This window comes from Dokdonella sp., from assembly GCF_041395345.1.
GTDB lineage: Bacteria > Pseudomonadota > Gammaproteobacteria > Xanthomonadales > Rhodanobacteraceae > Dokdonella.
The window spans coordinates 42,413-63,695 of sequence record NZ_JAWLAR010000012.1 but is presented as its reverse complement, the minus strand read 5'-3'; the positions used below and the strand labels follow the sequence as shown (position 1 = coordinate 63,695).

Genomic DNA, 21,283 nt, shown 5'->3' with positions numbered 1-21,283 from the left:
TTCGTGGTGTCCCCCGAAGCCGGGAATGGGGAACGGTAAACAAGTGAAACGGATCTCTCGGGACCATGGGTCCTGTCCTGCGCCGAGCCCGAAAGAGGAGCAAGACCCCCTGATCCCGGCTTGCACCGGCATCGATTCCCGATTCCCGTCATCGAAGGCACGAATCTTGCGTTCCTGCCTGTCGTGCGTTCGAGTATTCCGATAATCTGTCACCCGGTACTGGAAGGGTTGTTCACGTTGAAAGGTACGATAGCCCGCCTGATTTTCGTGCTTGCCTGTCTCGGTCCGGGCCTCGGAGCCGGTGTGGCCGTGCATGCCGAAGAAGCGCCCGGTGTGCTCGTGCTGGGTCGAATCAGCGATGACCCGAAGTCGCACTACGAATCGATGAAGGTCTTGCTCGATTATGTCGTTGCGCACATGGCTGACGTCGGCATTCGCGAGGGCAAGGTGTTGATGGCGCGCGATGCGCTGCAAATGGCCAGCTACCTTCGGCGTGGCCGAGTCGACTGGGTCTCGGAAACGGCCGGTGGCGCCATGCTTCTGCAGCGCAGGGCCGGTGCAGAGACCTTTCTGTTGTCAGATCGAAACGGTGTTCGTCGATACCACACCGTCTACTTTGCACGCAGGGATGGCAAGGTTACTTCGATCGAGGGACTGCGCGGCCATCGCATCGCTTTCCAGAATCCGACATCGACCAGCGCCTATTTCATACCGGCGATGGAGCTTCTGGAACGGGACATGAACCTCGAGATACTCGGTTCTCCGTTTGATCCTCCGGTGCCAGATTCGGTCGGTTACGTGTTCGCCCGCACTGAACGCAACATCGCAACCTGGGTGCACAAGAATCTCGTCGATGTGGGCACCGTGAGCAATCTCGACTGGACCAACGCGCGCAAGATTCCGGAATTCTTCAAGAGTGATTTCATCGTTCTGAGGGAAAGCCCCGAGGTACCGCGTGGCGTGGAGGTGGTTCGACAGAGTCTGAAACCAGAGGTCCGGGCGCGCTTGCGCGAAGTCCTGATTGGAATGGCAGACGATCCCGAGGCGATTGGCCTGCTGGAGAAGTACCATCAGTCGATGCGCTTTTTCGACCTGGACGAGACCGACAGGAAGGATCTGGAGCGCTTGCGCGTGGGCGTCAACAAGGTCAGCGCGGGGATCGAATGAGCTTTCGATACGGCCTCCAGGCTAGATTCCTCACCCTCGTCGCGTTCGCGTTGCTGGTTTCGCTGCTGGCGTTGGTGGCGCTCCTGCAGCGCCAACTGTCCTTGCAGCGCGATGTCATCGAACTGACTCGCGAATCCATTCAGAACCTCGTGCTTGAGCGCTTGCAGGAGCAGGCCAGAGCGGCTGGAAGCAACGCGGCCGAGGCCCTGATCAACCCTCTCTACAATTTTGATCTCGAAATCATCGGCCGCATCGTCAGCGATGTCCTCACCCAGCCCGATGCGAAGTACGCGACGGTCTACGATCCGGACGGCGCCATCATTCATGATGGATCGGACGCCATCGCAAGCTATGGGCAGGTCATGTCGGATCCGCTGGCTGCGAGAATCATTGCTGCATCCGAACTGCTGATGCAGCGCAACGGGGATATCGTCGATGTCTCCGCGCCGATCCTGCTTGGAGAGGATCGTCTGGGTGGAGTTCGCATCGGCTATTCACTGGCTTCGGTGCAGCGATACGAGGCTGAGGCTACCAGAGCGCTCGAAGAACGGCTCAACGAGATTTCGCGCCGATATTTCCTCGGTGTGTTCGTCCTGATCGGACTCGCCATTGCGCTCGGCATCATCGTCAGCGTTGTGATGCAGCGTGTGCTTGTGCGACCGATCAGGCGCCTCGCCGATGCGGCCAAGGAAATCGAGGCCGGAAATCTCTCGGTCAACCTGCCCGGCCGGGACAACAAGGATGAAATCGGCGAGCTTATTCGCGCTTTCGAGCGCATGACCGATGGCATCGCCAAGCGTGATCGCGACATTCGACGGATTGCCAACACTGATTCGTTGACCGGACTGGCCAATCGACGTGCGTTTCGCGAGAGCCTGGAGGCCTATGTCGCTCGCGGCAGAAGATTTCCGTTTGCCGTGATTCTCGCGGATATCGACGATTTCAAGCCAGTCAACGATTCCTGGGGTCATGATGCCGGCGACAAGCTGCTGTGTCGCTTTGCCGACCGATTCCGTGAGGTGGTCAATGCCAATGAGCAGATCGAGACCAAACCCGCGCGCCTGGGCGGAGACGAATTCATCCTGCTCGTACAGGCGGCTCCCAATGCTGGCGCTCCATTGCGCGAAGTCCTGAGCAGGCTGGCCGATCAGCTCATCGAGGAATTCAGTCGGCCGACCACGATTGATGACCGCACGTTCCAGTTCAGCGCATCATTCGGAATCGCGGTATACCCGGATGATGGAGTGACCGCATCGCAACTGATGAAGGCCGGAGACGTTGCCATGTACGAGGCAAAGCGGGCAGGCAAGAATCGCTACCGCTTTTTCAGTCGTAGCTGAACTGAAGCCTGCGGGCTGGCCGGTCGCAGTGAGGGTTGATTGCCAGGCGCAGCCGCAGTGAACTGGATGAACCCGGCATTGTGACCTCCCGGTCGCGGGCTGCAATCATCTGTTGGATGAGGCAAGGGTCATCACGCCGACACGTCCCGAGGATGGCGGACATTCCGGCCAGGCTGGCGAGGACTGCGAATGTGTCGGGCTTGCTGTCCGTCTCGAGCGGAGGCGGAAGGGCCTTCGCACGCCACTGGCGCATGAAGGCACAAGGGGAACTGCTGCCCCGGCCGGATCAGATGCAGGCTTCGAAGATTGTCTGGCCAGGGCATCCGCGCGAAGCCGGAAGCCCCATGAACCGTGCTCAAACCCAACCGGTCAGATAGAACAGCCCGATGATGACGAATACGGCAGAAGTCTTGATCAGGGTGATCGCGAAGATGTCCTTGTAGCTCTGTCGATGGCTGAGCCCGGTGACGGCGAGCAGGGTGATCACGGCGCCGTTGTGGGGCAGGGTGTCCATGCCGCCCGAGGCCATCGCGGCGACCCGGTGCAGGACTTCCATCGGGATACCTGCGGCATTCGCATTGGCGATGAAGCTTTCGGCCATCGCGGCGAGGGCGATGCTCATGCCACCCGATGCCGATCCGGTGATGCCGGCCAGGGCGGTCACCGAAACGGCCTCGTTGACCAGCGGATTCGGGATCGCCTGCAGCGCCGTGGCGACGGCGAGAAATCCGGGCAGGGCCGCAATGACTGCACCGAAGCCATACTCGGAAGCGGTATTCATCGAGGCAAGCAGGGCGCCACCGATGGCATTTTTCGTGCCTTCGGCAAAGCTTGCGATGACGGGACGCCAGGCGAACACGATCACGCAGAGGATGCCGGCAAGCAGGGCACCCTGCACGGCCCAGATGGCGGCCAGTTTCGAAACTTCCTGCACGACCGGCGCAGGATCGCCGATCACCGATGGCAGGAATGACTGGGTTTCGCCATAGAAGCGCGGTATCCAGCGCGTGAACAGATAGTTGGCCACACCGACAAGAATCAACGGTGTGATTGCAATCAACGGGTGGGCAAGCTTTTCCCCAGCGAACGGCGCCGGCTCATTGAGCAACTGCTCACCGTAGCCTTCGCCCTCGCGCGCGGCGCGGCGCCGACGCGATTCCAGGTAAAGCATGCCGACGATCAGGATGAAGACGCCGCCCAGCGTTCCGAGGATCGGCGCGGCCCAGCTGTTGGTGCCAAAGAAGGAGGCCGGAATGATGTTCTGGATCTGCGGCGTACCCGGCAGGGCATCCATGGTGAAGGTGAACGCACCGAGCGCGATCGTGCCGGGGATCAGGCGTTTCGGAATATCGCTCTGGCGGAACAGTTCTGCCGCGAACGGGTAAACGGCAAAGACGACAACAAAAAGTGACACGCCGCCGTAGGTAAGCAAGGCGCAAACCAGTACGATCGAGAGCATCGCGCGCTGCGCCCCGACAACGCGGATCGTGGCTGCCACGATCGACCTGGAAAACCCTGATATCTCGATCAGTTTTCCGAATACGGCGCCGAGCAGGAAGACCGGAAAATAGAGCTTGAGGAAGCCGACCATCTTGTCCATGAACAGGCCGGTGAACATCGGGGCAACCAGGGCCGGATCGGTCAGCAGCACGGCACCAAGAGCCGCGATCGGCGCAAACAGGATCACGCTGTAGCCGCGATAGGCGACAAACATCAGGAAGGCCAGCGCGGCCAGCACGATCAACAGGGACATCCTTGCAGCTCCGCAACAACGGCGCATATCACGCAGTGGGCCGGCAGTATCCCCAGTCGGGCCCGCCGAGGCCCACTGTACCAAGGTACAAGTGTCGGGCCCTGTCCCAGCCGGCAGACTGCGCCGAGCCAGATTCGGCAAAGTGGCCCGTCTACCCGATCGCAGCCCGGATCCCCGATCACCGAATACCAACCGATACAGAAGGGGTGAGTCATGAAGCGCAACCCGATGAGTCTTGCAATCAGTGTCGTCCTCGGCCTGGCCTTCAGCGCCAGCGTGCAGGCCCAGGACGCCAGCGAATCAGCCGAAGCGGAGGAAGCAAGCTCGAGCGTTGACTCCAGTACCGCCGACATCGCGCGCATGGATGCGGTGAAGGTCACTGCACGCAAGCGCACCGAGACATTGCTCGACGTGCCTGTGGCCGTCACCGCGTTCACGCCCGAGCGCGTCGACACGCTCAACGTTGAAGACCTTGGCGATCTGAGCGGCAAGGTGCCCAATCTCACCATCTACGCGGCGCGCGGCTCGAGCAGCACGATTACCGCGTATATCCGCGGTGTCGGACAATCCGATCCACTATGGGGCGTGGATCCAGGCGTCGGCATCTATCTCGATGACGTATATCTGGCACGGCCTCAGGGTGCGCTGCTCGATGTCTTCGATGTCGAGCGCATCGAGGTCCTTCGTGGCCCGCAGGGAACGCTGTACGGGAAGAACACGATTGGCGGTGCGATCAAGTACATTTCGCGACCGATGGACCGCAACTTCAATGGCTATGGCCAATTGACGGTAGGCAACTATGAGCAGCTCGATGCCAAGGCCGGTGTCGGTGGCGCGTTCGACGACAACGGCGTGTTCCGCGCACGGATTGCCATGGCCAGCCTCAATCACGACGGATTCGGCGAGAACATCGTCACCGACCAGCCGGTCAGCGACAAGCAGATCAATGCAGCGCGCGTCAGCTTCGGAATATTCGCCAGCGAATCCTTCGACATCGTCTTCAACTACGACTGGATGGAGGACATGTCCGGCGTGCGCGGCGCGAAGATGCTGGCACCAAATCCCTTCATTCCGGGCGTCGAGCCGCTTGACTCGCGCTATGACGTGCGCAATGGCATGCCCAACGTCAACAACACCGACATGGAAGGCTATGCCGCCACCGCGAACTGGTGGATCAATGATGCCTGGTCGATGAAGTACATCCTCGCCTATCGCAAGTCGGACACGGAAACGAATATCGATTTCGATCTCAATCAGGCGACCATTGCCGACGTCAAGGCGTTCTACAGCGACAGCCAGACCACCAACGAGCTGCAATTCAACTATGACGCCGGCGGCAGGTCACGCGGCGTCTTCGGCATCTACAGCTTCAATGGCGATGCCGGTGGCCAGGTGCTGAACAACTTCTTCGGCCTTCTCTTCGGCGATACGCAGGGAACCGTCTACACCGACAGCATCGCGGTCTATGGCGACTGGACATTCGACCTGAGCGAGCGCTGGCAGCTCGATCTGGGTCTGCGTTACACCGACGAAGACAAGCGCGCCGACGTACTCAACCAGGGCTATGCGGATGGCAGCTACACGGATCCGATTTCCGTGGCAGCCGACTTCGACAAGACGATCAATTTCAAGAACACCTCGCCAAAGATTGCGATCAACTACGAGATCGCACCCGAGTCGATGATCTACGCTTCCTATTCGCGCGGTTTCAAGTCGGGTGGCTACAACATCCGTGCCCAGGCCGTCGCCGTGCCGCGATCAGCCGAGCCGTTCAAGGACGAGCAGGTCGACGCCTATGAAATCGGCGGAAAGTTCGGCTTGTTCGACCAGACCCTGTTTCTGAACACCGCGATCTTCTACAACGACTATCAGGACATCCAGCTGTCGGTGTTTACCGCCTATGACAGCGACGGCGACGGCGTAAACGATGCGTTCTTCGGCGATTTCACCAATGCCGGCCAGGGCACGTCCAAGGGTGTCGAGCTCGAGTACCAGTGGATGCCGAATCCGCGCTGGCTGGTCAGCGGCTACCTCGCCTACCTGAAGACCAGTTACAGCGAGTACATCTGGAACGACATCAACATCGCCAACGAGCAGGAGTTCACCAACGCGCCTGAACAGTCCGGCGCGATCAATGTCGAATACAACATGCCGGTAGGCGCCGAGGGCAACCTTGCGTTCCGGATCGGCTACAACTTCCAGAGCAAGGTGATTGCCACCACCGAAGTGACACGACTGGCCGATCCGATCACCCAGGGAGGCTACGGGCTCTACAACGCCGGCATCATCTGGCGCACTGGCAAGAACTGGATGTTCTCCCTGCAAGGCAGCAACCTGACCAACAAGGAGTACCGGACGACCGGCTACAACATCCAGTCCGCCCTCGGTGTGCTGACCGGCTTCTACGGTGCGCCGCGACAGTACACGCTCACCGCGCGCTACGCATTCTGAGCATGCAGCATCTGCGCAACATTCCAGCGGGCAGTCGCCAGTTCTCGGCTTTAGCCTTGCTGACTGCAATGACCTTGTTGATGACATCGGCCTGCTCCAGAGAGCAGGCCGGAGCGGACCTGCCACGATTCAAGCTGGATGCGTCGCGGACGACAGTATCGGGACTCTCCTCCGGGGCGTACATGGCGACCCAGGTGCACATGGCCTTCTCCGACCATGTCGCCGGGGTCGCCCTTCTTGCCGGAGGGCCGTATGGCTGTGCCGGGGGCGACCTGGAGACGGCGTTGACGCGATGCCTGAATCCGGAAGCCGACAAGTCGCCGGATGTAGAGGCGCTTGCATCACTTGCGAAGTCACGTGCTGCTGCGGGCTCGATCGCGTCATTGGACGGGCTTGCCGGTGACAAGGTGCTGGTGATGCACGGCTCGCTCGACACCACCGTTGCCGCGGGTGTCAGTGCGGCAGGTGCCGAGCTTTACCGGAAGCTGGGTGGCGCGGTCGTGAAGACCGACATGGGGCGTGCCATGGCGCATACGTTCCCGACGCTGGCCACGGGTGCGCGCTGCGATCACAGCGAATCTCCCTATATCGGAAGCTGCGGGTTTGACGGTGCCGGCGACATACTGGGCCAGCTTTACGCGAGCGACGCGGATGCCGCCGAGGCTGCGACGGGCGATCTGCGAACCTTCAACCAGAATGCCTATCTGCCCGAGGGCGAGGATGCATTGCTTGCGGATACCGGGTATGTGTACATCCCGAAGGCGTGCTCGGATGGCGCAACCTGTGGCCTGCATATCGCGTTTCATGGATGTCAGCAGAATGCGGCGTCGGTCGGTGAAGCATTTGTCGCCGAGGCGGGCTACAACCGATGGGCCGACGCCCGACATCTCGTCGTGCTATATCCTCAGACCCGCGCGAGCTACGCGCCGTTGAATCCAAAGGCATGCTGGGACTGGTGGGGCTATTCGGGAGCGGACTACGACACACGCAATGGCGTGCAGTTGCGCTGGCTTGCGAATGCGGCCGCTGCACTGGGGGTTGCGTTGAAGTAACAGGTGTCTGCGACGAATCGGGGCTCTGCTGCGTCCATCAGGAATCGCGGCTGAAGCCGCTTCTGGCGTGTGGCGCCACTGCGCCGTCCGCATACCCGGCATCGTCGACCCAAGACGAGGATGGCGGATGACTACGGACGTTTTCCCGACGGTCGCTCCCGACGGAATCGCAGGTGTTGTCCGGGATGGACGAGCCTGCCACGACAGGAGCGGCTTCCAGCGCGATACCGGTATCGTGTCGATCCCTCGACTGACCACGATCCGGCAAATCCATGCTGCCTGACCTGAGCATCATTGCTGCCGGCCTGCTCTGGCTGGGGCTGCTGTTTGGCGCAGCCGTGCTGGGAGATCGTCGGCCGCAGATCTTCGCCCGCCACTGGGCCGTGATCTATGCCTTGTCCCTGGCCGTCTACTGCACATCGTGGACGTTCTACGGAACAGTGACCCAGGCCTCGCGTTCGGGCTGGTGGCTACCTCCGACGTTTGTCGGAACAATATTGATCTATGTTTTCGGGTTCGGCCTGCTCATACGCCTGGTCGAGATTGCGCGTGCCAACAACATCAGCTCCCTGGCCGACCTGGTTGCCATTCGTCTCGGCCGCAGTCCTGTGCTGGCCGCGCTGGTTACCGCGGTGGCCGTCATCGGCATCGTGCCCTACATCGCACTGCAACTGAAATCCGTCGCAATGAGCTACGGCATGCTGGTGCGACGTCAGGATCTGGCTGCGTCCGCCTGGCAGGACAGCGCCTTGTGGGTGGCGCTTGCGATGGCCGTGTTTGCCATGTTGTTCGGCGCCCGGCATGCAAGCGCAACCGCGCACAACCGGGGTCTTGTGCTGGCGATGGCCTTCGAATCGCTGTTCAAGCTGGCTGCCATGCTCGCTCTCGGTGCCCTGGTCTGGTTCGGCATCGAGATACCGACCGGCATGTCGGCCGCGCAGCCCCAATCCGGCGGCAGTGCCGGATTCACGACATTGATCATGCTGGGTGCGCTGGCGGTATTCACCTTGCCGCACCAATTCCATGCCGGCGTGGTCGAGTGCCGCGATGCCGTACACGTGCGCACCGCGCGCTGGATGTTTCCGCTGTACATGTTACTCATCGCCCTGCCTATCCTGCCGCTGGCCCGGGCGGGCGATGCCTTGCTGGCGCCGATCGGCGTGCCGTCGGATCTCTATGTTCTCGCCCTGCCACTGTCCAGCGGACACGGCGTGCTCGCCCTGATGGCGTTCCTGGGCGGGCTCAGTGCAGCCACCAGCATGGTCGTCGTGGCCACGCTGGCGCTGAGCCTGATGATCGGCAACCACTGGATAGCACCGCTGCGTGTCCGGGCCGGATGGGGACGCGCCATCGTCGGCGACCTTCGTGCCGAGGTGCTTCTGCAACGACGTCTCGTCATCCTCGCAGTCGTTCTGCTGGCCTGGGTCTACAGTCGCGTGCTGGTGACCAGCGACGCGCTGGCCGATATTGGCGCGATCTCGTTCTCGGCGCTATCGGCCATCGCACCCGGTGTGCTCGTCGCAGTCTATCGACCGCAGTTGGGCGCACGGGCGGTCAGCGCCGGTCTGGTGGTTGGTTCCCTGGTCTGGCTGTACGCCCTGATGCTGCCGGTTCTGGCGGCCGACAGCTGGACCTGGGTCGGAGCGGGGCTGTTCGGAGTCGACTGGCTGGCACCCGATCGATTGCTCGGGCTTGGGGACTGGAGTCGGCTGGCACGCGCTGTCGTTCTCAGCATGGCCGCAAACATCGCCGTCGTGGCACTTGTAGCCAGTTCGCGTTTTGCGCATGCGGCCCGTGCCGGTGATCGGGGGCGCGTGGGCGTTGAAGACCTGCGCGCACTTTCGCTGCGTTTCCTGCCCGAAGAGCAGGTGCAGAGCCTTTTCACCGGCACCGACGCTTCGGGCTCGGCATCCGAGCCGCTCGTTGCTTCCATCGAACACGAATTCGCGGCGGTCATCGGTGCCTCGTCGGCGCGCCTGCTGCTGACGGTTGCTCGTCGCGAGCGTGCGGTGGAGCTCGATGCTGTCGCGGATATCGTCGGCGAGGCGTCGCAGGATCTGCGCTTCAATCAGCGCGTGCTTGAAGCGGCTCTGGAAAACATGAGCCAGGGGATAAGCGTGGTCGACAGGGACCTCGGCCTGGTCGCCTGGAACAAACCCTATGCAGAGTTGTTCGGCTACCCCGCCCAGTTGTTGCGGGTAGGGGTGCCGGTGGCCGAACTGGTTCGATGGAACATTGCGCGCGACCATGCCGACAGCAAGACCATTTCCGACGAGGTAGAAAAACGCATTCGGCACATGCGAGCGGGTACGCCTTATGTAGCAGAACGCAAGTTCCCGCTTGAGCATGGTGAACGTGTCGTCGAGATACGCGGCAACCCGATGCCGGGCGGTGGCTTCGTCGCTACCTTCACCGATGTCACCGCGTTCCGTCGCAACGAGGCCGAGTTGATGCGAGTCGCGGAGACTCTGGAATTGCGCGTCAGCCAGCGAACGGCCGAACTCGACTCGGCCAGGAACGAAGCGGAAAAGGCCAATCGGGCCAAATCGAGATTTCTCGCTGCGGTCAGTCATGACCTTGCCCAGCCGATGAACGCCGCACACCTGTTCACGCACGCACTGGCGCAGAGGCTGGAGCACGCGCAGTACCGCGAGTCCGTGGACAATATTTTCGGTGCGCTGACTTCGGCAGAGAACCTGCTCTCCAGCCTGCTCGACATATCGCGCCTCGACGGTGGAAGGATGCAGGCCAATGTCGAGGCATTTCCCGTAGATGAATGGTTGCGTGGCCTGGCTGCAGAATTCGGCGTGCTCGCACAAGAACGCGGATTGAAGCTCGATTGGGTTCCTTCATCAGCGTGGATTCGCAGCGATTCGCAATTGTTGCGACGCATTGTCCAGAACTTTCTAGCCAATGCGGTGCGACACACGCGCGCTGGTCGCGTTCTGCTGGGTTGCCGGCGGGGAGCGGGCGTCCTTTCGATCGAGGTATGGGACACCGGTCCGGGCATCGCCGAAATCGATCGGGAGCTGATCTTCGAGGAGTTCCGCAGGCTCGGACATTCCGGCGAAGGTCTCGGGCTCGGGCTCGCCATTGCCGACCGGATTGCGCGCCTGCTCAAGCACCGCGTTCGGCTCAGTTCGCGGGTTGGTCACGGCACGATGTTCGCGATCGAAGTTCCTCTGGCCACGCCATCGGACAAGGTCGCGCAGCGCAAGCGGGAGCCCGAGCCGGCGCTGCCGCGCCTGCGTGTCTTGGTTGTCGACAATGACCGCTCGGTACTGCGGGCGATGCGCGATCTTCTGCTTGGCTGGGAAGTGCAGGTGCATGCAGCCCATTCACCCGAGCAGGCGCAACGCCTGCATGCGGAACATGGCGCCGACGTCCTTCTTCTCGACTACCATCTCGACGACCACGTCAGCGGCCTCGAGTTGCGCGATTCGCTGGGCGCAACTGCGCTGGAAGTGCCCTGCGTGATCATCACGGCCGATCACGGCAAGGCGGTCGCCGAAGCCGTCGCGGCCGCTGGTTGCCTGTTGCTGCACAAGCCACTCAAGCCGTTGGCGTTGCGTTCCCTGCTGGCACGACTGGCCGGGCAGCGGGCAACACGGAACTAGTCGCGGAAGTTCTCGAACTGCAGCGGCATTTCGATATCACTCGCGCGCAGCAGGGCGATCGTGGATTGCAGTTCGTCGCGCTTCTTGCCCGTCACGCGCAGCTGATCTCCCTGAATCTGAGCCTGAACCTTGCTGCCCGAATCCTTGATCAGCTTGATGATCTTCTTCGCGAGCGGCTGCTCGATACCCTGCTTGAGCGTGACGTTCTGACGGGCCGTTGCCAGATTGACCTCGGGTTCGGCGATGTCGACGCACCGCACGTCGATGCCGCGTGCGGTCAGGCGCTGCAGCAGAATGTCCTGCATCTGCTTGAGCCGGAATTCGGCATCAGCCTTGAGTATGACGACGCCATCGGTCAGTTCGAATGTCGCGCCACTTCCCTTGAAGTCGAAGCGCTTGTCGAGTTCGCGATTGGCCTGGTCGACCGCATTGGTCATTTCGTGCGAATCGAGTTTGGATACGATGTCGAAAGAGGGCATGGTTCGCAGTTCCGGGATCTGATGCGGGGATTCTACTCGGGCGTGCCATTGATTGCTGTCTCGCGCGGCATGCACCTGCTCGGCCGGAGCACCTGGCCGCCGGTTTTCCCTCTAGAGCGGGTGGCCGACAGGCGAATCAGGGTACGCCTGGGGCGCAGATTCATTGCCGGCTCGCAACATCGTGTGCCTGTGGCAGCTTCTCTCGGGGCAGGAATGGTTCCAGGCATTCCGTACAGAGCATGCTTGCCAATCTAGCGCAGCACGTTGACTCTCACCTGGGCCCAGCGGCCTCCATTCGTCATCGCGGTAATGGTCTGCTCACCGGTTTCGGGGAATGGCAATTCCCATGATTGCGAGCCGCTGGTGCTGGCTTGCAGGCGCCCGTTGACTAGCCAGCTTACGTCTCCCGATACTCCCAGCGCGCGGAGTCTGACGATGGCCGGCTTGTCGCTGTTCGGCGCGCGCGCGACGCTGGTGCGATCGGCAATCCCGTCGATGCGCAATGCCTGCATTCCTTCCAGGCCGTCGTCGGAACACCGGGCTGCAAGGGGTGGCAGGCTGGAGCGTTGTCGCTGGCTCTTCGACAGCCATGGATAGGCCAGTGATGGCCAACGCGGAATGGAGATTTCACGAACCTCGCTGGCGCTGCAGCCCAGGCTGAGTCGCTTGCCGCTGTTCGCATCGATACGCACGCTGACGATACCGCTGCTCCAGTTGCCAGCGTCGCGCTCCGGCAAGGTCGGAGGCAGCACGTCGTCGAGCACCCAGGCATCCATCTTCTGCTGGCAGAGTTCCGGATGCGCCGCATCGAACGCAAGGCCGAGCGGCCAGCAGATCTCGCGCTCGGTAACGCCGGCCGGTGCCGATTCAGGCACCGCGTACAGCGCCGAACGGGGCAGGCTGTCGACAACCTGGAACATCAGTGGCAACGCCGTGACGGCACCATACTGTCCCGGCATCGGCGTACCATCCGGACGGCCGATCCAGACGGCGACAGTGTACTGGCGAGTGCCGCCAATCGCCCAGGCATCGCGAAAACCGTAACTGGTCCCCGTCTTCCAGGCGACGCGCGGACGCGATCCGGTGTCAAAGGTGTCGGCGCGATAGCCCGGTCGCGGATTGGCTTCGAGGATTTCGCGGATGATCCACGCCGCACCTTCGGAGAGCACGCGTCGTTCGATGTGGGGGTCCTGCGCAGAAAAACGGACCGTCCCGCCGATTCCCTTGCGATTGAAAGCCGCGTAGGCACCGACCAGATCCTCCATGCGCGCGCCGGCGCCGCCAAGAATGATCGACAGGTTGGGCTGAACGCCGCGTGGAAGTTGCAGCTGCAATCCGGTGTTGGCCAGGCGCGCGGAGAAACGCGCGGGCCCGACACGGTCGAGCAGGTCCACTGCCGGAATGTTCAAGGACAGGCGCAATGCCTCTGCCGCCCCGACAGGCCCATTGAAGGCGAGGTCGAAATTGCCCGGACGATAGCTGCCAAAGGATTGCGGTGCATCGACGAGCAGGCTCTCGGAGTGGATCAGGCCGTCATCGATGGCCATGCCATAGAGAAAGGGCTTGAGCGTCGAACCCGGTGAGCGCCATGCGCGCACCATGTCGACATGGCCCAGGCGTGCCTCGTCGGCAAACATGGCCGAGCCGACATAGGCCTGTGCCGAAAGGTCGTCGTTGTCGATGACCAGCAATGCCGCGGAAGTGCGCTCCGGAAGCCGCGCCAGATAGTTGCGAACGCGCGCTTCCACACTGCGCTGGAGTTCGATGTCGATGCTGGTTTCGATGCGTCGGGCACGCGGCTGCGCCTGGTGCAGGCGGCGCGCGAGCAGGGCTGCGCTCAGTGGCGGTTTCAGACTGCGCGCAACAACGGGTTCGATGCGGGCGTCCTTCACTTTTTCGGTTGTCCAGACATCAAGCGCGGCCATGCGCTCGAGAACCTTGTCGCGCGCGGCTCTGGCGGCCTCGGGCTCGCGATCCGGGCGCAGGCGGCTCGGCGCCTGCGGCAGTACCGTGAGCAGGGCGGCCTCCGCATGCGAAAGGCGGCTGGCCGAATGGCCGAGATAGGCCCAGGACGCCGCCTCGACGCCTTGCAGCGTGCCACCAAACGGAGCGTAGTCCAGGTACAGCTCGAGGATCTCGCGCTTGGACAAATGCGCTTCCAGCTGCAGGGCTCGCAGACTCTGTCGAAGCTTGCCGCCGAAGCTGCGTGAATGCGGTTCGAGGATGCGAGCGACCTGCATGGTCAGCGTGGAGCCACCTGAAACGATGCGTCGGTTCCAGATCATCTGGCCGAATGCGCGCAAGGCCGCAATCGGATTGATCCCCGGGTGCCGCCAGAACCAGCGATCCTCGTAGGCAACCAGTGCCTCAAGGTAAAGCGGCGAAACCTCCTCCATCGGAACCGGGTAGCGCCATATTCCTTCGGCATCCGCGAACGCACGCAACGGAGATCCATCGCGCGCGACGACAACCGTGCTGCCACGATCAGGATCCGGCAATGGAAGAGGAAACACGCGATCGAGAACAAGGGCGAGCAACAACAGAACCATCCCTGCGACGACCGCCCGCTTCAGCCATCGACGTCGTCGCAGCGGGGCTTTAGGATTGGATTCCCTTTTGTCCGATTGAGTCATCTATGTGCGTCGGCGTTTCTGTTGCTGGCGCCCTCTGCGCTTGAGCCATTGAAGTTGGAGCGATGCGAAGTCCGACTCGACGTTCGTGTGGGGGCGGGTCTCAGACCCACGCGCTCTTCTATCGATCTGTCGAGTTTCTTGAAAAGCGGGCGGGTCTGAGACCCGCCCCTACGAACGATTTGCCTTGTCGGCACCAGGACGCACCTGCTACGGCTGCACGACCTCGATCGACTTCACTCCACTGCGACCAATGCCACGCACCTCGGGTCGATACATGTCTTCCACCAATGGCGGAGGTACGCCGTAGCTTCCCGGCGATACCGCGCGCACCAGATAGAACACATGGGCCTCCTGTCCCTGCCCGAGCGACAGCGCAGCCACATAGCGATCGTCGCGGAATTCCTCGTGCTGCACGTCGGCGGCACTGCTGCGATCACTCAGCGTGATGCCATTGACGACGACGTCAGCCCATTGCTTCGAATCGGTCAGGTTGAAGTTTTCGATTTCCAGACCGCCGGGCAGCAGGTCGACCAGCAAGGCGTCGGGCATGGCTTCGCGCGCTTCAAGTTTGAGGTCGACGATCAACGCATCGCCCTCCCTGAGCGGGCCCGGTGCCCAGGGTTTCCCGTCCAGGGTGAAATAGCTGCGCTGGATCGCAACCATGCTGTCGTCGACCGGCGGTGCCGTGCGTGGAACGCCGACGACATCGGTGGAAAGGAACAGCGGTGGTTCGCCCTTGGGCGTCAGCTGCACGCCGGCACGCAGGGCATCGGCCATGAAGTTGCGCGACCAGATGCGGTCCGGCGCGATCATGGTCGTGTTGCCCCCGACACTGAGCTCGCCCGAGACCACGGCATCGCCATTCTTGATCAGCATCTTGCCCACACGACCGATCGCAACCTGTTCCTGGGTGCTCAGGTAGAGTTTCCCGGTTCCTCCCCAGCGTGATGCGGATTGCTCGGCCTGACGCTGATCGGTCTTCAACAGGCGTGCCAGCTCGAACACGCGCCCGACGTATTCGGGTTTGCTCAAGCCATGCCGCTCGACCAGGGCAACCATCAGGGCCGTGTCGCGCAGGTCCGAGCCATAGTCGCCCAGCCAGCGTGGTCGATTGACCTTCATCGCGAAGGCCTCGTCGATGGCTTGCTCGGCGCGCTTGGTATCTCCCATCAGGTTGAGTGCAATGCCGAGTTGCACCAGGGGAAGGGCCGTCAGCGACTTCGAACGCTCATTGTCGTAGAGGGCACGCAAGGTACCGAGCGGCGCACGATTGACCCTGGCCAGCACATAGGCTGACCAGGCCTCGTCGGCAAAGCGCATGTGATCGGACTGGTCGTAGTTGTAGTAGGGATGCCCGCCCGACAACAGGTCGTCGGACAGGCGCTGCAGGGCTTTCTGCAGCATCGCCTCGGGAACCACGAATCCTTCCTCGCGCGCATCGAGCAGGAACTCGGTGACGTAGGGCGAGATAAAGGTATTCACGCTGCTGTCACCGCCCCACATCGAGAACAGCCCGGAACCCGCCTGCATCGAGGCGATCCTGCCGATGGCGCCTTCGATGCGCTGCCTGCGCGCGTCTGCGTCGAGGCCTTCGACTTGCAGCTTGTCGGCCGTCTCCTGATCCAGCAGCAAGGCTGCGAAGCCCTTGCTCGTGGTCTGTTCGACGCAGCCGTACGGATAGCGCAGCAGACTGGACAGCGCGGTGCCGAATGGCAGCGGTGGCAGACTGCTCAGTGTCAGTCGTGCGTTCACCGAATCGGGTATGAGCCCATCCATCGTGTTGCTGCCAAGACTGATTGGCGCGAGCGTGTCCAGCGAGCGTGCGTCCGATCGAAGCACGCTCGGCCAGCCTGCGCGCACGACCATCTCGAATTCACGCTGGATGTGAATGGGTTCGCCGCCGTCCTCGGTCGCCTCGGCGTCGACGCGAATCTTGCCGACGCCGAATCCTTCCAGTGCATCGAGCTGGAATTCCAGGGTGCTCTTGGCATTGTCGGCCAGGCTCAGGCTGCGCGTACCTTTGCTGATGGCAAGCGGCTTGTCGGCTTCGACTCGCACGTTGAACTTGCGTTCGGCACCGGAGAAGTTCTGCAGGTCGAGCGAGAGCATGGCCTTGTCGCCCGGGGCCATGACACGCGGGGTGCTGATTTCCGCAACCAGGTCCGCGCGCACGACGGTTTCCACATCGGCTTTGCCGTACTGATCGTCACTGAACACCAGAGCGCTGACGCGCAGGCTGCCATTGAAATCCGGTACCTTGAGAGCGACGCTCGCGTTGCCTTGCGCATCCAGCTCAACAGGGCCGGCGAACAGGTCGACCGTTTGCACCTTCGCGGTCGGGCGTCGGGCCTGCGGCAGGGCGTCAAGCGCCATGTCGCCGCCGTAGCGCAGCTTGGCCGTGTTTCCGGTGAAGCTTTCGATCACGCGCCCGTAGAGGTCATAGGCATCGACACCGAGCCGGCGCTGGGCGAAGAACCAGCTGTTCGCGTCCGGCACGGCGAAGCGGGTGATATTGAGGATGCCGACGTCGACGGCCGATACCGTGACCCGGGCTTTCTTGCCGGCCAGTTTCGGCACCTTGATGGTGACCGGGAGGTCGGTCTCCGGTTTCATCAGCTTGCTCGCTTCGATCTGCACATCCACCTTGCGCGCACTGCGATCCATCGGAATGAAGGCCTCGCCCACGGCGCGCGCTGGCGTGATGCGCTCGGCCGCCGAACCACCACGGAAGACCAGGGCGGTGAGATAGATGTCATGCCGTTCCCAGGCCTCGGTGACCGGGATCTCGAAGACGCTGCCTGCGCGGGCCTCGATATTACGCGTGTACAGCATCTTGTCGGATTCGACGATCAGCACGCCCGGGCCGGAATGCGGCGGGGTCAGGGTGACCTTGAGCGTATCGCCCGCGCGATAGCTCTGCTTGTCCAGCGACAGCTTGACCTTGTCCGGGCGCGCTTCACCGCCACGGTTGTCATCGTTCCAGCTCCAGCCCGCGGTGAATGGAAAGCGCAGGGTCAGGCCAGTCGCCGGATCGACCACTTCGATGCGGTAGCCACCCCATTCGACCGGCACATCGAAGCGGGTCGCCTTGCCGGCTTCGATGCTGACTTCGCGTGATTCCGCGTTCTCATAGCGTTCGGTGTAGTTGAAATGCCAGCCACCCTCGGCTTCCCAGACCCAGTGGTAGTCGCGACGCTCGCGAATCAGGCTGAGTTTCAGATTCTGTCCGCCCAGCAATTCGCCGGCGGCGTTGCTGCGAATCAGTTCGAAGCCGGCGTTGGCATTGGCGCTGGCACCGTCCTTCACGTCGAACAGAGGGCGAATGCCGACCAGCGCATCGGCCGGCCAGACCGTGCGCCTGAGCGTGCGCGTCACCGTGCGTCCGCCGGTCTCGTAGAGGCTGCCGGACAGCACGGCGGCGACTGGTGCGCTCTTGTTGTCATCCAGCAAGGTGATGCTTTCGACCAGGTGTCCCTGCTCGTCGAGCTTGCTGTCGATGACGTCCTTTGCCTCCTTCGGCAGTTCGATCAGCGGATCGCCAAAGTAGTAGTCCTTGTGCGCCTCGACCGGATGTACGTCGGCGCTCAAGGTCAGCCGCGCCGTGAAGCGGTTGCCGGCAGCCGGAGCGCCATACAGGTAGTCACCCTGGACTTCGACGTCCAGAGGTTCATCGGGCTTGAGCGTCTCCTGGCTGCTGGCGAGGTCGAGCTTCATGCGCTCGGGCAGGAACTCCTCGATGCGCAGGCTCAGGCTCTGGGTGGCCTCCTTGCTGGCCGGGTCGAGTCGGAATTCGACCTGCCAGCGCCCGGTCGGCGCATCGGCAGGTATCTCGCGCGACCACTCGAAATAGCCGAGTTCGCCCGGATCCAGTCTGGATTCCGCATAGAGTCTGCCATCGGGTTGCTTGAGTGAAACGAACAGCGGCTGCGGCTTGATCGACTTGCCGTCGTTGTCACGCAACAGTGCCGACAGGCGCACTGTCTCGCCAGGCCGATAGAGGTCGCGACCGCTCCAGGCGAATACGTCGAACCAGGCTTCGCCGCGGCCGGAAACAGCGAATTCGGAAAGGTCCAGGGCTGGCTGATTGAACGGCACCATGGAGACATCGCGGCCTGCGCGCGCAACCAGTACGTGGCGGGCGTTCAGTTTGTAGGCAAACATGGCGTTGCCGCTTTCATCGCCAATGCCGGAGACCACGGTTTCACCGTTCGCATCGAGGACGCTAATTTCAACGCCGCTGATCGGATCTCCGGTCTTCAGCGATGCCGTGTGTACGAACATCTTGTCCTTGTAGGCGCGGGTATGCACGCCGATGTCGCTGACGAAATAAAAGCTGGTTTCCTTCTCGTCCCGGAATGTGCCCGGCCGATTGAGCACGGCAAAGTAGAGTCCGGACTTGGTCAGCTCGGGGATGTTCTGGATCGGCAGGTAGTTGAGGGCACGCTCGTTCTCCTTGCCGGAAAGGATGAAACGGTTGGCGTAGACCGAGTCGGCAATCTGCGCCACGGGTTTTCCTTCACGCCCGTACCAGCCGTACTGCGGGTCGAGATCCCAGCTGCCGCGGCGGCCGTTCTTCTGGTAGGCAGCGAAGAAATTGGCGATCTCGCCGTCGCGCACGCGCAGGAATTCGACATCGACTTCATTGACGTTGACCGACACGACAGGCAGGCCGCGAGACTCCCGCGCCGGCAGCACGCTGCCTTGCGCGGCGAAGCCCACGGCTGGCTGCAGCGGCCCGGTGAAGATGTCCTTGGAGATTTCACTCGAGTTTGTCTGGCCATCCACCGCGGTGAGGCCGGGCTTGATCCGAACCGTATAGCTGGCATTGGCCTCGATGTAGGGGAAGCGCAGGGTCTTGCCTTCCTCATCCAGTACCCAGCTGCCGCTGATCGTTTCGCCCTTGGATCCGGTGACAACCAGCTGGCTGTCGAAATCCTGGGTGCCGGTCAGTTGCAACGGAAACCCGAGAACCAGGGCAAGCTGGCCCTGGTACATTTCCGCGTGTCCGGAAACGCTCTCCAGAGTGGCAGCCTCGGTCGGCGCTGCGGCTTCGGCCTGGACGGGCTTTTCGCCCTGCACCTCGGGCACCGATTCCGGGCGCTTGCCGCAGCCGGCGAGGCCAAGAAGGCAAGACGCAAGGGCGATCGCGAATACGCGACTGGAGTGGGGTCCTGCGAGAGAGATCAACATGCGAAGATTCCATCAAGGGCGCGTCGTGCACAGTATAGCTGCGCAGTTGTGGCAGCCAGCGGGCAATTCAGGCCGCATCCGAGGCAAATTGCCTTCTGGAATTGCTAGGCTTCGGACATGAAGACTGCCCTCGTCTGGTTTCGCCGTGATCTGCGCCTCGCCGACAATCCCGCGTTGGCGGCTGCCCTGGATGCATTTGATCGGGTCGTGCCGATCCATATCCATGCGCCCGAAGAAGAGGCGCCCTGGGCGCCGGGTGCGGCGAGCCGGTGGTGGCTGCACGGTTCGCTGGAGTCGCTCGACAAGGACTTGCGCGAGCGTGGCTCGGCCTTGCACCTGGCCCGCGGACCGACGCTGGAGGCGCTGCTGCGGCTGGTGGAGGAGCTTGGCGCATCGGCGGTCTATTGGAATCGGCTGTATGAACCTGCCATCACGCGTCGCGATCGCGAGATCAAGCGGGTGCTGGGCGAACGCGGCGTGCAGGCCCGCAGTTTCAAGGCGACCCTGTTGTTCGAGCCCTGGGAGGTGCAGACCAACCAGGATCAGCCGTATCGCGTATTCACGCCGTTCTGGCGCAAGGCGCGCACGCAGTTGCAACTGCGCCCGCCGCTGCCGAGCCCGAAAAAAGTGCCTTCGATCGGCGCCGGGTCCGGGTTGCAGCTGGCAGCGCTGGAATTGCTGCCGACGCGCAACTGGGACGAGGGCCTGCACGCCCGCTGGTCGCGCGGTGAAGCATCGGCCGCGAAGGCGTTATCAGGTTTCGTCGATTCTTCCCTGGCCGAGTACGTCGACGAGCGTGACCGACCGGACCTCGATGCTACGTCCGGCCTGTCGCCGCATCTGCATTTTGGAGAAATATCTCCCATGCAGATTGCCTGGGAGCTTGACCAGCGGTCAGGCAGGGCAGGCCATGCCGAACACGCGAATGCTGCCGAGGGTTTTCTCCGGCAACTGGCCTGGCGCGAATTCTCCCAGCACCTGCTGTTTCATTTTCCGGACATGCCGGAGCGCAATCTGAACCCGCGTTTTGATGCCTTCAAGTGGGCAGATGACGATGTCGGGTTCATCAGGCGCTGGCAGCAGGGCCGCACCGGCATCCCGATGGTCGATGCAGGCATGCGCGAGCTCTGGGTGAGCGGCACGATGCACAACCGCGTCCGCATGCTCGTTGCTTCCTTCCTGACCAAGAATCTGCGCCAGCACTGGCATCACGGGCAGCGCTGGTTCTGGGATACCCTGGTCGATGCCGATCTGGCCAACAACGCGCAAGGTTGGCAATGGACGGCCGGATGCGGCGTCGATGCTTCGCCGTACTTCCGCATTTTCAATCCGGTCGGTCAGGGCATCAAGTTTGATCCGCAAGGCGACTACGTGCGCCGCTGGGTAGCCGAACTCTCGGATGTGCCCGCGCCGCTGATCCATCGGCCGTGGATGGACAACGGGCTTCTGGCACGCTGTGGATATCCGCCACCGATGATCGACCTGGATGCCTCGCGCCAGTGGGCCCTGGCCGCCTACAAGGATCTGCGCGCCTGATCCGTGCGGCCTTATCCGGCAATCGTTGCGTTTTGCCGTCTCTACCGGGATGCTAGCCCTTCACG

11 protein-coding genes are annotated in these 21,283 nt (G+C 62.4%); 7 read left to right on the top strand and 4 right to left on the bottom strand.

The features are described from left to right. Positions 1–237: 237 nt before the first annotated feature. Entirely contained in the window at positions 238–1,167 is a 930-nt protein-coding gene (locus R3F00_RS12000; RefSeq protein WP_371282031.1) for a phosphate/phosphite/phosphonate ABC transporter substrate-binding protein, read from the top strand. Then, positions 1,164–2,507, top strand: a complete 1,344-nt coding sequence (locus R3F00_RS11995) for a diguanylate cyclase domain-containing protein (RefSeq protein ID WP_371282030.1) — start codon at positions 1,164–1,166, stop codon at positions 2,505–2,507. Before R3F00_RS12000 ends, R3F00_RS11995 begins: the two co-directional genes overlap by 4 nt. A gap of 355 nt (positions 2,508–2,862) precedes the next feature. Here R3F00_RS11995 and R3F00_RS11990 read toward each other — a convergent pair whose 3' ends face one another. Continuing rightward, positions 2,863–4,260 (bottom strand): GntP family permease, encoded by a 1,398-nt coding sequence (locus R3F00_RS11990; RefSeq protein WP_371282029.1) that lies wholly within the window; start codon positions 4,258–4,260, stop codon positions 2,863–2,865. 213 nt (positions 4,261–4,473) lie between these two features. Here R3F00_RS11990 and R3F00_RS11985 point away from each other — a divergent pair, with 213 nt between their 5' ends. The 4 genes from R3F00_RS11985 (at position 4,474) to R3F00_RS11970 (ending at position 11,380) form a co-directional block, all read left to right on the top strand. Further along, complete coding sequence (locus R3F00_RS11985) at positions 4,474–6,711, top strand: TonB-dependent receptor (RefSeq protein WP_371282028.1); 2,238 nt, start codon at positions 4,474–4,476, stop codon at positions 6,709–6,711. A 2-nt stretch (positions 6,712–6,713) separates the two neighbouring features. Further along, positions 6,714–7,763: a hypothetical protein gene (locus R3F00_RS11980; RefSeq protein WP_371282027.1), complete on the top strand. Its 1,050-nt coding sequence runs from the start codon at positions 6,714–6,716 to the stop codon at positions 7,761–7,763. A gap of 127 nt (positions 7,764–7,890) precedes the next feature. Continuing rightward, positions 7,891–8,046 carry a hypothetical protein gene (locus tag R3F00_RS11975; protein WP_371282026.1) on the top strand — a complete coding sequence of 52 codons (156 nt, stop codon included), beginning with the start codon at positions 7,891–7,893 and terminating at the stop codon, positions 8,044–8,046. Beyond that, positions 8,036–11,380 carry a NahK/ErcS family hybrid sensor histidine kinase/response regulator gene (locus R3F00_RS11970; protein WP_371282025.1) on the top strand — a complete coding sequence of 1,115 codons (3,345 nt, stop codon included), beginning with the start codon at positions 8,036–8,038 and terminating at the stop codon, positions 11,378–11,380. The genes R3F00_RS11975 and R3F00_RS11970 overlap by 11 nt, the downstream gene beginning before the upstream one ends. Here the strand turns inward: R3F00_RS11970 and R3F00_RS11965 are convergent. From R3F00_RS11965 to R3F00_RS11955, 3 genes are all read right to left on the bottom strand, one after another. Further along, positions 11,377–11,859 carry a YajQ family cyclic di-GMP-binding protein gene (locus tag R3F00_RS11965; RefSeq protein ID WP_371282024.1) on the bottom strand — a complete coding sequence of 161 codons (483 nt, stop codon included), beginning with the start codon at positions 11,857–11,859 and terminating at the stop codon, positions 11,377–11,379. The genes R3F00_RS11970 and R3F00_RS11965 overlap by 4 nt on opposite strands. Positions 11,860–12,110: 251 nt before the next feature. Further along, entirely contained in the window at positions 12,111–14,492 is a 2,382-nt protein-coding gene (pbpC, locus tag R3F00_RS11960; protein ID WP_371282023.1) for a penicillin-binding protein 1C, read from the bottom strand. Positions 14,493–14,699: 207 nt separating this feature from the next. Continuing rightward, the gene (locus R3F00_RS11955) at positions 14,700–19,676 is read right to left on the bottom strand and encodes an alpha-2-macroglobulin (RefSeq protein ID WP_371282115.1); all 4,977 of its coding nucleotides are present in this window, start codon (positions 19,674–19,676) and stop codon (positions 14,700–14,702) included. Between the two features lie 123 nt (positions 19,677–19,799). On the opposite strand from R3F00_RS11955, the gene R3F00_RS11950 reads away from it, so the two are divergent. Then, positions 19,800–21,218 (top strand): deoxyribodipyrimidine photo-lyase, encoded by a 1,419-nt coding sequence (locus tag R3F00_RS11950; protein WP_371282022.1) that lies wholly within the window; start codon positions 19,800–19,802, stop codon positions 21,216–21,218. The last annotated feature ends 65 nt before the right edge of the window (positions 21,219–21,283 follow it).